The following is a 13,511-nucleotide window of genomic DNA, read 5'->3' on the forward strand; positions in this document are numbered from 1 at the left end:
CGCAAAGCGGGGGAAACAGGATAGGCCGAGTTCTGTCGCGCCCCCCTCTGTCCTGCCGGACATCTCCCCCTCAAGGGGGGAGATCAGATGTCGCGCAGGGTTTCGCCAATCTTCTGCGTTGAAGAAAAGGCGAAGCGCACGAACTGCCAATCTCCCCCCTTGAGGGGGAGATGTCCGGCAGGACAGAGGGGGGTGTTCACGCGCCGACATATCAGCTCAAAACCTCGGAATGTCGGGAAATGCCACCTGGCCGCGATGCACGTGCATGCGGCCCAGTTCGGCGCAGCGACGCAGTTGCGGGAACACCTTTCCGGGATTGAGCAGATGGTTGGGATCAAAGGCGCATTTGACACGCATCTGCTGATCGAGGTCTATTTGGTTGAACATTTCCGGCATCAGGTCGCGCTTCTCGACCCCGACGCCATGCTCGCCGGTGAGCACGCCACCGACCTTGACGCAGAGCCTCAGAATGTCGGCGCCGAAGCTTTCGGCCTTGTCCAGTTCGCCCGGCACGTTGGCATCGTAAAGGATCAGCGGATGCAGATTGCCATCGCCGGCATGGAAGACATTGGCGACGCCGAGACCGTATTTCTCCGACAGTTCGCGCATGCCGGCCAGCACGCGCGGCAGCTCCTTGCGCGGAATGGTGCCGTCCATGCAGTAGTAATCGGGCGAGATGCGGCCGACGGCGGGGAAGGCCGCCTTGCGACCGGCCCAAAAACTCAGCCGCTCCTGCTCGGACTGCGAGATGCGGCACGTGGTCGAGCCGTTGCGGATGGCGATCGCCTCGACCGCGGTGATGAGATGGTCGACCTCCACGCTCGGCCCGTCGAGCTCGACGATCAGCAGCGCCTCGACATCGAGGGGATAACCGGCATGGACGAAATCCTCGGCGGCATGGATCGCCGGCCGGTCCATCATTTCCATGCCGCCCGGAATGATGCCGGCGCCGATGATGTCGGCGACGCATTGGCCGCCCTGTTCGCTGGTCGGAAAGCCGATCAGCAGGGCGCGTGCCGTCTCCGGCTTCTTCAGGATGCGCACGGTGACTTCGGTGACGACGCCGAGCAGACCTTCCGAACCGGTCATGACGCCGAGCAGGTCATAGCCTTCGGCGTCGAGGTGGCCGCCGCCGAGCCGCACCACCTCGCCATTCATCAGCACCATCTCGATGCCGAGCACATTGTTGGCGGTGAGGCCGTATTTCAGGCAGTGCACGCCGCCGGAGTTCTCCGCGACATTGCCGCCGATCGAGCAGGCGATCTGGGAGGATGGATCGGGGGCATAGTAAAAGCCCTCCTGCTCGACGGCGGTCGTGATGCCGAGATTGGTGACGCCGGGCTGGGCGACGACGATGCGGTTGGGAAAATCGATCTCGAGGATGCGGTTGAACCGGCTCATCACCAGCAGCACCGCGTCCTCCAGCGGCAGCGCACCGCCCGACAGCGAGGTGCCGGATCCGCGCGGCACGACGCGAATGTTGCGGTCGTTGCAGTATTTCAGCACGCGCGAGACCTGCGCCACCGTCTCTGGCAGGACCACGACCAGCGGCATCTGCCGGTAGGCGGTCAGGCCATCGCTTTCGAAGGCGCGCATTTCGTTGGCGGCGTCGACTACGCCCTCGCCCGGCACGATGATGCGCATGTCGGCGACGATTTCGTTGCGCCGGCGCAGCGTCCCGGCGTCTGGCTTGGGCATGGCAAGGCCGGACATCGGCACTTCCTCCACTCGACTGGTAAAAATGATTTACCAGCTAGCGGCATTTGTTGCAAACCTTGCTTTGATGGCGTCGGGGCGACGGACGCAGGCAAGGCTTCCGCAGCGGCAATCTGCCGCTGCGCATTTATCGCGCTTGAAGTCTGGGGCGGACTATTCGCCCGGATGTCTCGCCGGCTCGGAGTGCATCTGTCGCACCCTGCGCACCCCCCACCAGACCAGCAGGATGGCGAACGGCACCGAGGCGGCGGTGACGACCTCCGGTGCGAAGGTGTGGCCAAATACCGACGCGCCCTTGGCGACATAGCCGATGAGGCCGACAACGTAATAGGAGACGGCGGCGACCGAGAGGCCCTCGACGGTCTGCTGCAGGCGCAGTTGCAGGCGGGCGCGGTTGTTCATCGAGGCGAGCAGGTCGCGGTTCTGCTTCTCGACCTCGACATCGACCCAAGTGCGCAGCAGCGTGGTGGCGCGCGTCAGCTTGCGTGACAGATTGGCCTGGCGCTCCTCGACCGAGCGGCAGGTGCGCATGGCTGGCGCCATGCGCCGCAGCAGAAAACCCGCCCAGGTGTCGTAGCCCTGCACAGGCTCCTCATCCAACGCCTCGAGTCTTTCCGTGACGATGCCGTCATAGGCGCGGCTGGCGCCGAAGCGGTAGAGGCTGGAAGCGGCATCGGCCTCCAGTTCGGCGGCAAGCTCCGTCAGGTCGGCGAGCAGCGTCTGGTTGTCGCGCGTCTCGGCGGCCTTCATTTCCAGCGTCGTCTGCGCCAAGCGGTCCTCGATGCGGCGAGCGCGGCCGGACAAGGTGAGCGCCAGCGGCAGGCCGAGCATGGCAAGCGTGCGGTAGGTCTCGATGTCGATCAGCCGCTGCGACAGCGCGCCGGTGCTGGCCGGAGTGAGACCTCGGTCGAGCACCAGCATGCGGGTCATGCCGTCGCCGTCCTGACGGAAGTCGGTAACGATGGCCGCGCTGCCACGCTCGACCAGCGAGTGACAGAGGCTGGTCGGATCGAAGCCGGCGATCAGCCTCTCGTTCGCCTGCGTCCATTTGCGGATCTCGAGCCGGATGCCCGAGATGACGGTTCCCGGCGGTGAAAAGCCGTTGCCGAAAGGCGAATCCTCTTGCCCCCGGCCATTCTCGGCCAGCGGCCCTTCCCAGAGATAGGTCGAGAATTCCGTGTGCCGCTCCCAGCGCAGCGTGCCTTTGCCCCATTTCATGGCGTGGTGGCGGGCATGACGCTCGGGGGCGGCGATGCCGAGGCGCCGCGACAGTTCGGAAAGCACGGCATGGTCGACCGCGGAGCCGCCTTCGGTCATGAAGGAGAGTTGGACGAGCACGCGCGGCTTCTCGACCAACGGATGCGGGCGGGCATGAACCTCGCCGAGCGCGCCGGGCCGGCCTTCATGCGCCGGAAAGCCCATGACGCTGCCTTGGCTTCGCGGCTGGAATTCAAGATTGGACGTCTCGTCCGACACGTCTGGTCCCCCTGGTTTCGACCCTTCGTGCAATGGCGTCGTCTTGCTGCAATCGGCAAGGGACGTAAACAGCAAAGTTTAGCCCGAGGCGATATGCCGGCGCGGCGCAAGAATCGACCGAACGAGACGAATTGGATAAATAATTTGACCAGTTGGCGACAGTGGCCTTAATCTGCGCGACATCATTCCGTTCTCCAGGCGCTTCCTTTGAGCGACATTTTCTCCAGGATCGAGCATTCGCGCACCGCCGACGAGGTGGTGCAGCAGATCGAAAGCCTCATTCTCGAAGGCGTGCTGCGCACCGGCGACCGGCTGCCGGGCGAGCGCGAGCTGGCACGTCAGTTCGATGTGTCGCGGCCCATCCTGCGCGATGCGCTGAAGGCGCTCGAAGGGCGCGGCCTGCTGTCGACCCGTCCGGGCGGCGGCACCCACGTCGCCGACATTATCGGCCAGCTGTTCACCAAGCCGGTGGCGGACCTGATCTCGACGCATCGCAAGGCGGTGGCCGACTATCTGGAATACCGCCGCGAGATCGAAGGCATAGCCGCCGAATACGCGGCGCGGCGCGCCACACCCGAGGACCTTGCCCTGCTCGACCGCATCATGGCGCGCATGGACGAGGCGCATCGCACCTGCGATTTCGACGACGAGGCCGAGATCGACGTCGAGTTCCATCATGCGATCTGCGAATGCGCGCACAACATCCTGCTCTTGCACACGCTGCGCTCCTGCTACCGGCTCTTGTCGGAAGGCGTGTTCCAGAACCGGCTGCTGGTGTTCACCGTGCCTGGCGCACGCGAGGCGCTGCTGACGCAGCACCGGGCGATCCACACCGCGGTCAAGGCCGGCGATCCAGCCGGCGCCCGCCAGGCGGCGATGGACCACATGACCTATGTCGAGCGTTCGATGGCGGAAGCCGAACGCAGCGGCGACTGGCAACGCGTGTCGCGGCTGAGGCTGCGGCAGCGTTCGGAAGCCGGCGACAACGAACCGGCGCGTAGACGCTCCTAATCAATTCGATCAAGCGGGAACCATCATGAGCGACATTCTCACCATCGCAGACCTCAAGGATCTCGCGCGCCGGCGCGTGCCCAAGATGTTCTTCGACTATGCCGACTCGGGCGCCTGGACCGAGAGCACTTATCGGGCGAACGAGGAAGACTTCCAGAAGATCAAGTTCCGCCAGCGCGTGCTGGTCGACATGAGCAACCGCTCGCTGGAATCGACCATGGTCGGCCAGAAAGTGTCGATGCCAGTGGCGCTGGCGCCGACCGGCCTGACCGGCATGCAGCATGCCGACGGTGAGATGCTGGCAGCGCAGGCGGCAGAGGAATTCGGCGTGCCGTTCACGCTCTCGACGATGAGCATCTGCTCTATCGAAGATGTCGCCTCGGTGACGAAGAAACCGTTCTGGTTCCAGCTCTATGTTCTGCGCGACAAGGACTTCGTGCTTAGTTTGATCGACCGGGCGAAGGCGGCGAAATGCTCGGCGCTGGTGCTGACACTCGACCTCCAGGTCCTCGGCCAGCGTCACAAGGACGTCCGCAACGGGCTTTCGGCGCCGCCCAAGATGACGTTGGCCAACATAGCCAACATCGCGGTGCGGCCTGGCTGGTGGATGGGCATGGCTGGCACGAAGCGCCGTACCTTCCGCAACATCGTCGGACATGCCAAGGGCGTCGGCGATGTGGCTTCGCTGTCGTCATGGACGACGGAGCAGTTCGATCCGCAACTGTCGTGGAAGGACGTCGCCTGGATCAAGGAACGCTGGGGCGGCAAGCTGATCCTCAAGGGCATCCTCGACAAGGAAGACGCGCTGATGGCGGCCAAGACCGGCGCCGACGCGATCATCGTTTCCAACCATGGCGGGCGGCAGCTCGATGGCGCGTCATCGTCGATCATGGTGCTGGAGGAAATCGCCGACGCGGTTGGCGACCAAATCGAAGTCCATATGGACGGCGGCATCCGCTCCGGCCAGGACGTTTTGAAAGCGCTGTGCCTAGGCGCCAAGGGCACCTATATCGGCCGGCCATTTCTTTACGGCCTTGGCGCGCTGGGCAAGGAAGGGGTTACCAAAGCGTTGGAAATCATCCGCAAGGAGATGGACATCACGCTGGCGCTGTGCGGAAAGCGTCTGGTCACCGACATGGGCAAGGAGCAGCTCCGACGCTAAGTCCGTGACATCTGACCACGGAGATATCCAGACCTTGGCGGAACCTGGCATCCATTTCCTCGACGCACATGGGCCGGACGGCGTGCGTCTTTACGCGATCGGCGACGTGCATGGCCGGCTCGACCTGCTGGCCGCCATGCACGGACAGATCAAGGCCGAGATCGCGAGGGACCTGGTCGCGGACTGGCGCATCATCCATCTTGGCGACTATGTCGATCGCGGACCGGACTCCAAGGGCGTCATCGACTTTCTGATCGAGGCGCGCGAACGTGATCCGCGAAACATGATGCTGGCCGGCAATCACGACATCGGCTTTCTCGATTTTCTCAAGACGCCCGACCCCGAAGGGCTGTTCATCCGTTTCGGCGGCATCCAGACCGCGCAATCCTACGGGGTGACGATCAACAACGGCAGCGGCGTTTGGTTCGGCAAGGCGGAATCAGCCGTGCGCAGGGGCCATCAAGCCCTGCTCGACGCCGTGCCGCAAAGTCATGTCGATTTCCTGCGATCGCTGCCGTTCTCGGTGACATCGGGCGACTTCTTCTTCTGCCATGCCGGCATCAGGCCAGGCATTCCCTTGGACAATCAGAACCCGCAGGACCTGATCTGGATCCGTGACGTCTTTCACGACCACACCGGCCTCTTCGCCAAGATCGTGGTGCACGGCCACACGCCCGTCCCCGAGGCGGAAGTGATGGCCAACCGCGTCAATGTCGACACGCTTGCCTGGCAGTCAGGCATGTTGACCGCGCTCGTCGTGGACGGCGCAGACAAACGCATCCTGGAAATGTCGATAAAGGAGCCTTGAGGACCCGGCGCCCGAGGGCGCGACGGATGCCTTGGCCTAGCGCAGGGAAGCGGTGACGCCGTAGCCGTCGACGGCGTTGTGGTTGTTGGCCGCATCGGCGGCGTAAATACCAAGACCGCAAAGCACAATGGCGGACAGCATGGCAAAGGACAGAAGCGCTGCTTTCACGGAGGTCATCTCTTGTTGAGCTTCCTGCATCTGTGCACGAGGCGGTTACCAATGCGTTGAAATGGAAAAATCGCTTCAAAGTTTCGACGATTTCGCGCTTCTAGGCGTGTTCTGTATCGATGGTGTGTCGCACGGGTCACACAAAAGGTTCATCCCGGTTGCACAGCCAGCGTAGGGCGCGCGCCTTCTAGGATGGCGGCCGGACACAAGCCAAGGATGAAAAGGTTTTCCCCAGACGGATTCATGGCCGCGTGCCAATTATGTCACGCGAACCGTGAGCGGACGTTAGATGGTCGCCACCCAAGCACGGGCGATGGCGAGACCAGCCGCATCGGCGTCGGGACCGTTGCGGGCCATTTCACCATCGAGCTTGCCGGCCCAGTCGGGATGGCGCGCGGCAATGGTCGGGGCGAAGGAGGAGCTCCAATCCTTCACCATCGGCCGGTCGGCCTCGAAATGGAACTGGAAGCCATAGACGGCGCGGCCGACGCGAAACGCTTGGTTTTCGGCGACATCGTTGCCGGCGAGCCGCACGGCGTTTTCGGGCAACACGAACGTGTCGTCGTGCCACTGGAAGATCGGGAACTTTTCCGGCAGTTCAGCCAGCACCGGATCGACCTTGGCATCCGGCGTCAGCGACACGCCGCGCCAGCCGAATTCGTTGGCGCCGCCGATGCGGTTTTCGCCGCCAAAGGCGCGGGCGACGAGTTGGCTGCCGAGGCAGATGCCGAGCACGGCGCGGTCCTTGCCAGCGAAATCGCGGGTCAGTTCGAGCAGCGCCGGGAAATAGGGATATTCTTCGTCGGCCAGCGCATTCTGGCCGCCGCCGAGTACCACCATGGCATCATGGCCGGTTGCGTCCTCAGGCAGCGGATCGCCCATGTAGGGAAGGCGCACATCGAGATCGGCACCCGCTTCCGCCAGTGCCGCACCGACCTGGCCGAGGCCGGTGTTGTCGTAGTTCTGGACAACCAGCACACGCATCGAAAACCCTGCTGACATGAAAAAGGTGCCACGAGCGATATCATGGCGCCGGCATTTCAGCCAAGATGCGAGCACGCGGAGAAGACTATGCCACTGCAGAACCGGGTCGATCCGTTCGGCGCCATCCACGCCGTGCCGGAGCGCGGCCTGTTCACCGGCAATCGCGGCATTATCCACGACCCCGCGACAAGGACTCTCCTGAAAAAGCGCTGGGCGCTTCAGGCCTGGATCATCTGCGTGTGTCAATTCCGCAATGTGCGGCGCGAGCCGATGGGCCGCAACCGGGCCGGTGGCAAGGCCGGCTGGACCGAGCTGTTCTTTCTCGACGAGGTGACGGCGCTCGCGGCCGGACATCGCCCCTGTTTCTTTTGCCAGCGCGAACGGGCCAGGGATTTTGTCGCCCGCCTCGGCCAAGCCTTCGGTATTGCCGAGCCGCGCGCCCCGCAGGTCGACAAGCGATTGCACAGGGAGCGGCTGGCGTCGGGCGGCAAGCGGCCGGCTGTCGCGATGGATGTGCTTGCCCGCCTGCCCCATGGCGCGATGATCGCAGCCGGCGGCAACGCCTATGCCTTGCGCGAAGGCGAGGCATTGCCATGGGCCTTTTCCGGATACGGCCCGCCAACCAGCCTTGATCAGTTCGAGGATGAGACGCTTGTGCTGCTGACCCCGGAGACGACGCTTGCCGTCCTGCGTCATGGCTTTCAACCCGTGTGGCATCCTTCCGCCAAGGCTTGACGCCGGCGGCCGCCTCGCCCATTCCTCGGCCATGCGCGCCAACTACAAGATGCAACGTCTGTTCGTGCCCTATGACCTCGGGCCAGACATCGAGTTCGAGCCCAGCCAGCAGCAGAGCCATTATCTCTTGCATGTGCTGCGGCTCTCCGAAGGCGCGCAGATCCTTGTCTTCAATGGCCGCGACGGCGAGTGGTCGGCAGCGATATCAGCGAAATCAAAGCGATCGGTGCGGCTGAAGGTACTGGCGCCGCAACGGACGCAGCCGCCCCTGCCCGATCTCGTCTACTGCTTCGCGTCGCTGAAGCAGGGCCGGCTCGATTATCTCGTGCAGAAGGCAGTCGAGATGGGCGCCGGCGTCCTGCAGCCGGTCATCACCCAGCACACCCAGGTGGCAAAGCCGTCCATCGATCGCCTGCGCGGCAATGTCGTCGAGGCAGCCGAACAATGCGGCATCCTGGCGGTGCCGGAGGTTCGCGAGGCGGAAAAATTCGAGCGCCTGCTGACCGGTTGGGACAAGGAAAGGCGACTGATCTTCTGCGACGAGGACGCCTCGACCAACAACCCGCTGCCTGCCTTGCAGGCGGTAAAGGAAAAGAAGCTCGCCCTGCTGGTCGGGCCCGAGGGCGGCTTTTCCGACGAGGAGCGCAAGATGCTGCGGGCGCTCCCCTTCGTGACCGCCATTCCGCTCGGGCCGCGTATCCTGCGCGCCGACACGGCAGCGGTGGCGGCGCTTGCGGTGATGCAGGCAACAATTGGCGACTGGTAGGACGTTGTCTCTTGCAAGAGCGGTTTGCCGGCCGTGGTCTTCAATTCCTCTTGACCTGTGGCTCAGGATTTTTCGCTTGATCGGCTACTGACATTTCGTCCATTTAGCGCCGGCGGTGGGTCCAACCGCCTTTGAGGGCTTGACAATGGCGCGCGACACAACCGATTTCCGGCCCATCGAAGGCATAGACGAGCTTGTCGAGCACCTGGCCGAAGGCAACAAGCCGCGCGAAAAATGGCGCATCGGCACCGAGCACGAGAAATTCCCGTTCTATGTCGATGGCAATGCACCGGTGCCTTACGGCGGCGAGCGCGGCATCCGCGCCATCCTTGAAGGCATGCAGAACAAGCTGGGCTGGGATCCCATCATCGATGACGGCCGCATCATCGGCCTGGTCGAGCCGACAGGCCAGGGCGCGATTTCGCTGGAACCCGGCGGTCAGTTCGAGCTCTCCGGCGCGCCGCTGGAAACGATCCACCAGACCTGCCGCGAAGGCAATGCCCATCTGGCGCAGGTGCGCGAGATCGCAGAGCCGATGGGCATCCGCTTCCTCGGCCTCGGCGGCAGCCCGAAATGGTCGCTGGCCGAGACGCCGAAAATGCCGAAGTCGCGCTATGAGATCATGACGCGCTACATGCCCAAGGTCGGCACCAAGGGCCTCGACATGATGTACCGGACCTGCACGATCCAGGTGAACCTCGACTTCGAGAGCGAGACCGACATGCGCCGCAAGATGCAGGTGTCGCTGAAACTGCAGCCGCTGTCGACGGCGCTGTTCGCCAACTCGCCCTTCACCGACAGCCGCCCGAACGGGCTGCAGAGCTGGCGTGGCGACATCTGGCGCGACACCGACAACCAACGCTCCGGCCTGCTCGAATTCTGCTTCTCACCGGATTTCGGCTTCGCCGATTATGTCGAATGGGCGCTCGACGTGCCGATGTATTTCGTCATTCGCGACGGCCGCTATCACGACATGACGCATATCACCTTCCGCCAGTTCATGGCCGGGGCCGCGCGCAATGAAGTGCCTGACGGGCTGCCGACCATGGGCGACTGGGCAAACCATCTGTCGACCTTGTTCCCCGACGTGCGGCTGAAGCGCTTCCTGGAAATGCGCGGCGCCGATGGCGGTCCCTGGCGGCGCATCTGCGCGCTGCCGGCCTTCTGGGTCGGGCTGCTCTACGACGAGGCGGCGCTCGACGCGGCCGAGGCGTTGACGTCGAGCTGGACCTACAAGGAAGTGCTGGCCATGCGTAATGCCGTGCCCGAACTCGGCATTTCCGCGCCTTTCCGCAACACCACGCTGCGCGAAGTCGCCCGCGACGTCATGGCCATTTCGCGCACCGGATTGAAGAACCGCGGCAAGAGGAACCGCGACGGCTACGACGAAACCTCGTTCCTCAACACGCTCGACGAGGTCGTGGCGCGCGGCACGACCAGCGCCGAGGAGATGCTGTCGGCCTATCACACGCGCTGGGGCGGCTCGATCGAGCCGGTATTCATGGAATATGCCTATTAACCCCGCGCGCTAGCGAGCGGCAAAAGCTGCTTCAATCGGGCATTGAAACGAATTAGGCTCTCACCTGAGGATTTCCCGGAGGAGAAGCCGATGCCTACCTTGTTCGACATGCTGACGCAGGCCCAGAACGGCAACGGCATGCAGGCGCTTGCCCAACAATACGGGCTTTCGCTGCAGCAGACACAGGCGGCGGTCGCCGCATTGCTGCCGGCCTTTTCACAAGGTTTGCAACGCAACACCGCCGATCCCTACGGGCTCGGCGCCTTCATGACGGCGATGGCAAGCGGCCAGCACGCCAAGTATTTCGAGGACGCGACGCGCGCCTTCTCGCCGCAAGGCGTCGATGAAGGCAACGGCATTCTCGGACATCTGTTCGGTTCGAAGGAGCTGTCGCGCGCGGTGGCCAGCCAGGCGGCGCAGGCGAGCGGCGTCAGCCAGCAGATCCTGCAGCAGATGCTGCCCGCGATCGCTTCGATGGTGATGGGCGGACTGTTCAAGCAGACGACAAATCAGATGCAGGCCGCGGCTGGTCTTGGGGGTGGCGGCAATCCGCTGGGCGAGATCATCGAGCAGATGATGCGGCAAGGCGGCATGCAGGCGCCGGCGCCACAACAGCGCCAGGCGCCGCCGCCGCAGATGGACAACCCGCTCGGCAAAGTCTTGCAGGACATGTTCGGCGGCGGCTCGGCGCAACCGCAAAGCCAGCCGCAGCCGGCACCCAATCCCTACGGCGACAATCCTCTCGGCAAGGTGCTGCAGGACATGTTCGGCGGCGGCGCGCCGCAGCAACCACAAAGCCAACCCCAGCCACAGCAGACACAGAGTCCCTACGGCGACAACCCGCTGGGGAAAATCTTCGAGGAGATGCTGCGGCAAGGCGGAGGCTTCGGTGGCATGCCGGGCGGGCAGCCGGCACCGCAACAGCCTCAAGCGCCGCAGCCGCAGCAGCGCCAGCCACCACAGCCGCAAGCCAATCCAAGCGGCCGCCCAAGGAACCCGTTCGACGACATTTTCGGCAAGATGTTCGAGACCGGCGCCCAGCAGCGCGACGAATACCAGAAGGGCGTGGAAACGATCTTTGACCAGTTCAAGCGGGACATGGACCGGCGGTAGCAGTTCAAACGTCCGAGGCAAATCCATGAGCAAACGGCTGGAGCAGATGCGCCGCAATATCCGGAAACCCGTAACATTCATCGACGAGGCAAAGAGACATGACTGACAGACTTGAATATCCGGTCATCATCGCGCCGCTTGCGATCGAGGACGGAGGTGGGTTTTCAGCCCTTGTACCAGATCTTCCCGGTTGCATGAGCGACGGTGAGACTCCCGAAGAGGCCGTCGCAAATGTTCAAGATGCCATAGCGTCCTGGATAGAGGCCGCGCATGATCTCGGCAGATCGATACCAAAGCCGTCGCGAAAGCTGGCATTCGCCTGAGCAAAAAGAAAAGCCCGGTCCTTGGGAGGACCGGGCAGCGTGCAGGCAGGCCGGCGGGGAACCGGCAGGGAGTGGGGAGCCTGCATGAACCTTGGTCGCGCTGAACCGTAAAAAGGTTCAACCGAACCGAAACTCAGCCAATCAAGCCACCTTGCGGGCGATGTCCTCGATCGTTTCCACGCGATCGCTGGCGATTTCGCGCAACCTCGCCGTCGGGTCGCGGCCAAACGGCACGCCGATTGCGACATGCAGGTCGGCGCGCGTCAGGCCGATATCGGCGAGCTCGGCGTCCGACATCTCGCCAAGACGGTAGAAAGCGCGGCGATTTTTCCAGGCGCGATAGGCGTTGGAGATGGTGTTGGCCACGCGCGTCGCAACGGCCGGACGCGAGGTGATGCGCGAGGTCTCGGTGGCGAAATCGATCGTGGTCATGTCGGTCTCCTTCAGACTGCCGCATGACCCCGAACCGGAGGTTCGGAAAAGGATCATGCGCAAAAACAAGGGCTACAGCGTCCTTTGCGCGTCCAAAGGACGGCGGCGCTGTAGGGCGGACGAAACCCGATGATCGGCGCTGATGACAGCGGCCGTTCCGGCTTCGATTCACATGCCTTCATGTGGACAATGCCAATTTGCCATCGACCGATTGATTAATCCAACGAATGTTTTTAATCTTTGGCATCAACACTCGTGATGGATCACATCGATGAAAGCGCCGCTCGATCTCGATCAATTGCAGACCTTCATCTCGATTGCCGATACCGGCAGCTTCACGCGCGCAGCGGAAGAAGTGCACCGCACCCAGTCGGCGGTGTCAATGCAGATGCGCCGGCTGGAGGAGCGGATCGGCAAGCCTTTGTTCGAGAAGGAGGGGCGCAGCAACAGGCTGACGGAGGAAGGCGACAAGCTGCTCTCCTACGCAAGGCGGCTGCTCTATCTCAACCGCGAGACGCTCGCCGCCTTCGACGACCAGCGGCTCGAAGGCACGATCCGCATCGGCACGCCCGACGACTATGCGGACCGTTTCCTGCCGGAGATCATGGCACGCTTCACCCGCTCCAACCCGCGCGTCGAACTGACCGTCATCTGCGAACCGACGCCGGGGCTGGTCGAACACATCAAGCGCGGCAATCTCGATCTGGCGCTGGTGACGCACAATGATGTGCGCGGCCAATCGGAGGTGGTGCGGCGTGAACCGCTGCTGTGGGTCTCCTCGGCCAATCACGCAACGCACGAGCAGGAAATCCTGCCGATGGCCTTCGGCCGGCCGAACTGCATCTGGCGGCGCGCCGCCGTCGACGTGCTGGACCAGCAGAACCGCGACTACCGCATCCTGTTCACCAGCTTCTCTGCGACGGTGATCACCGCCGCCGTGCTTTCGGGCCTGGCGATTTCGGTGCTGCCCGAATGCGCGCTCAGGCCCGGCATGCGGGTGCTGGGCGAAGCCGACGGCTTCGGCGCCTTGCCCGACTGCCGCATCGGCATCATGCGCGGCCAGACCTCGCGACCGGAGATCGTCGATGCGCTTGCCCGCCATATTTCGGAAAGCCTGGACAACATCTCGATCCCGCTTGGCGAGGAGACGGGAACATTCGACTTCGCGGCACTCGCCTTCGCCAAGATGAAACGGAGCAAGCCGAACCAGATCCTGCCAGGCTGGTAGGATGCGGGTCATGACTATCGGGGCTGACATGGCCGCCTTGACGTCGGCGCCCAACCAGCCCCCAATCGGC

At 63.6% G+C, this 13,511-nt stretch carries 14 protein-coding genes and 1 pseudogene; 10 read left to right on the forward strand and 5 right to left on the reverse strand.

Annotation, left to right across the window (positions count from 1 at the left end; all coding sequences use genetic code 11):
• Positions 1 to 19: 19 nt before the first annotated feature.
• Positions 20 to 209 (forward strand): annotated as a pseudogene (locus tag LB536_RS31295) (hypothetical protein); the annotation flags it as partial.
• Between the two features lie 7 nt (positions 210 to 216).
• On the opposite strand, the gene LB536_RS02610 reads toward LB536_RS31295, so the two are convergent.
• Together LB536_RS02610 and LB536_RS02615 are read right to left on the reverse strand one after the other, a co-directional pair.
• On the reverse strand, positions 217 to 1,713 hold the full coding sequence (locus LB536_RS02610; protein WP_224590011.1) for an FAD-linked oxidase C-terminal domain-containing protein: 1,497 nt from the start codon (positions 1,711 to 1,713) through the stop codon (positions 217 to 219).
• Between the two features lie 156 nt (positions 1,714 to 1,869).
• The gene (locus tag LB536_RS02615; protein ID WP_224590012.1) at positions 1,870 to 3,192 is read right to left on the reverse strand and encodes a DUF3422 family protein; all 1,323 of its coding nucleotides are present in this window, start codon (positions 3,190 to 3,192) and stop codon (positions 1,870 to 1,872) included.
• A gap of 207 nt (positions 3,193 to 3,399) precedes the next feature.
• On the opposite strand from LB536_RS02615, the gene LB536_RS02620 reads away from it, so the two are divergent.
• From LB536_RS02620 to LB536_RS02630, 3 genes are read left to right on the forward strand one after another with little or no spacing between them, the layout of a single operon-like run.
• Positions 3,400 to 4,203, forward strand: a complete 804-nt coding sequence (locus LB536_RS02620) for a FadR/GntR family transcriptional regulator (protein WP_140756648.1) — start codon at positions 3,400 to 3,402, stop codon at positions 4,201 to 4,203.
• 25 nt (positions 4,204 to 4,228) lie between these two features.
• Complete coding sequence (locus LB536_RS02625) at positions 4,229 to 5,365, forward strand: alpha-hydroxy acid oxidase (RefSeq protein WP_140756646.1); 1,137 nt, start codon at positions 4,229 to 4,231, stop codon at positions 5,363 to 5,365.
• A 34-nt stretch (positions 5,366 to 5,399) separates the two neighbouring features.
• Positions 5,400 to 6,173, forward strand: coding sequence for a metallophosphoesterase (locus tag LB536_RS02630; RefSeq protein WP_224590013.1), 774 nt, complete (start codon positions 5,400 to 5,402; stop codon positions 6,171 to 6,173).
• Positions 6,174 to 6,209: 36 nt separating this feature from the next.
• Here LB536_RS02630 and LB536_RS02635 read toward each other — a convergent pair whose 3' ends face one another.
• Both LB536_RS02635 and LB536_RS02640 read right to left on the reverse strand, forming a co-directional pair.
• Positions 6,210 to 6,350 (reverse strand): hypothetical protein, encoded by a 141-nt coding sequence (locus LB536_RS02635; RefSeq protein ID WP_023782442.1) that lies wholly within the window; start codon positions 6,348 to 6,350, stop codon positions 6,210 to 6,212.
• A 276-nt stretch (positions 6,351 to 6,626) separates the two neighbouring features.
• Entirely contained in the window at positions 6,627 to 7,325 is a 699-nt protein-coding gene (locus LB536_RS02640) for a type 1 glutamine amidotransferase (RefSeq protein WP_224590014.1), read from the reverse strand.
• 87 nt (positions 7,326 to 7,412) lie between these two features.
• Between LB536_RS02640 and LB536_RS02645 the strand changes: the two genes are divergently transcribed.
• From LB536_RS02645 to LB536_RS02665, 5 genes are all read left to right on the forward strand, one after another.
• On the forward strand, positions 7,413 to 8,060 hold the full coding sequence (locus LB536_RS02645) for a hypothetical protein (RefSeq protein ID WP_224590015.1): 648 nt from the start codon (positions 7,413 to 7,415) through the stop codon (positions 8,058 to 8,060).
• Between the two features lie 31 nt (positions 8,061 to 8,091).
• The gene (locus tag LB536_RS02650; protein ID WP_140757039.1) at positions 8,092 to 8,826 is read left to right on the forward strand and encodes a 16S rRNA (uracil(1498)-N(3))-methyltransferase; all 735 of its coding nucleotides are present in this window, start codon (positions 8,092 to 8,094) and stop codon (positions 8,824 to 8,826) included.
• Between the two features lie 145 nt (positions 8,827 to 8,971).
• Positions 8,972 to 10,345: a glutamate--cysteine ligase gene (locus LB536_RS02655; RefSeq protein ID WP_140756638.1), complete on the forward strand. Its 1,374-nt coding sequence runs from the start codon at positions 8,972 to 8,974 to the stop codon at positions 10,343 to 10,345.
• A 90-nt stretch (positions 10,346 to 10,435) separates the two neighbouring features.
• Positions 10,436 to 11,458: a DUF937 domain-containing protein gene (locus tag LB536_RS02660; RefSeq protein WP_224590016.1), complete on the forward strand. Its 1,023-nt coding sequence runs from the start codon at positions 10,436 to 10,438 to the stop codon at positions 11,456 to 11,458.
• A 98-nt stretch (positions 11,459 to 11,556) separates the two neighbouring features.
• Entirely contained in the window at positions 11,557 to 11,781 is a 225-nt protein-coding gene (locus LB536_RS02665; RefSeq protein WP_140756634.1) for a type II toxin-antitoxin system HicB family antitoxin, read from the forward strand.
• Positions 11,782 to 11,922: 141 nt separating this feature from the next.
• On the opposite strand, the gene LB536_RS02670 is transcribed toward LB536_RS02665, so the two are convergent.
• Complete coding sequence (locus LB536_RS02670; protein ID WP_140756632.1) at positions 11,923 to 12,213, reverse strand: DUF1127 domain-containing protein; 291 nt, start codon at positions 12,211 to 12,213, stop codon at positions 11,923 to 11,925.
• A 271-nt stretch (positions 12,214 to 12,484) separates the two neighbouring features.
• Between LB536_RS02670 and LB536_RS02675 the strand changes: the two genes are divergently transcribed.
• Positions 12,485 to 13,441: a LysR substrate-binding domain-containing protein gene (locus LB536_RS02675; protein WP_140756630.1), complete on the forward strand. Its 957-nt coding sequence runs from the start codon at positions 12,485 to 12,487 to the stop codon at positions 13,439 to 13,441.
• Positions 13,442 to 13,511: the final 70 nt, after the last annotated feature.

The organism is Mesorhizobium sp. ES1-3 (assembly GCF_020164795.1).
GTDB lineage: Bacteria > Pseudomonadota > Alphaproteobacteria > Rhizobiales > Rhizobiaceae > Mesorhizobium.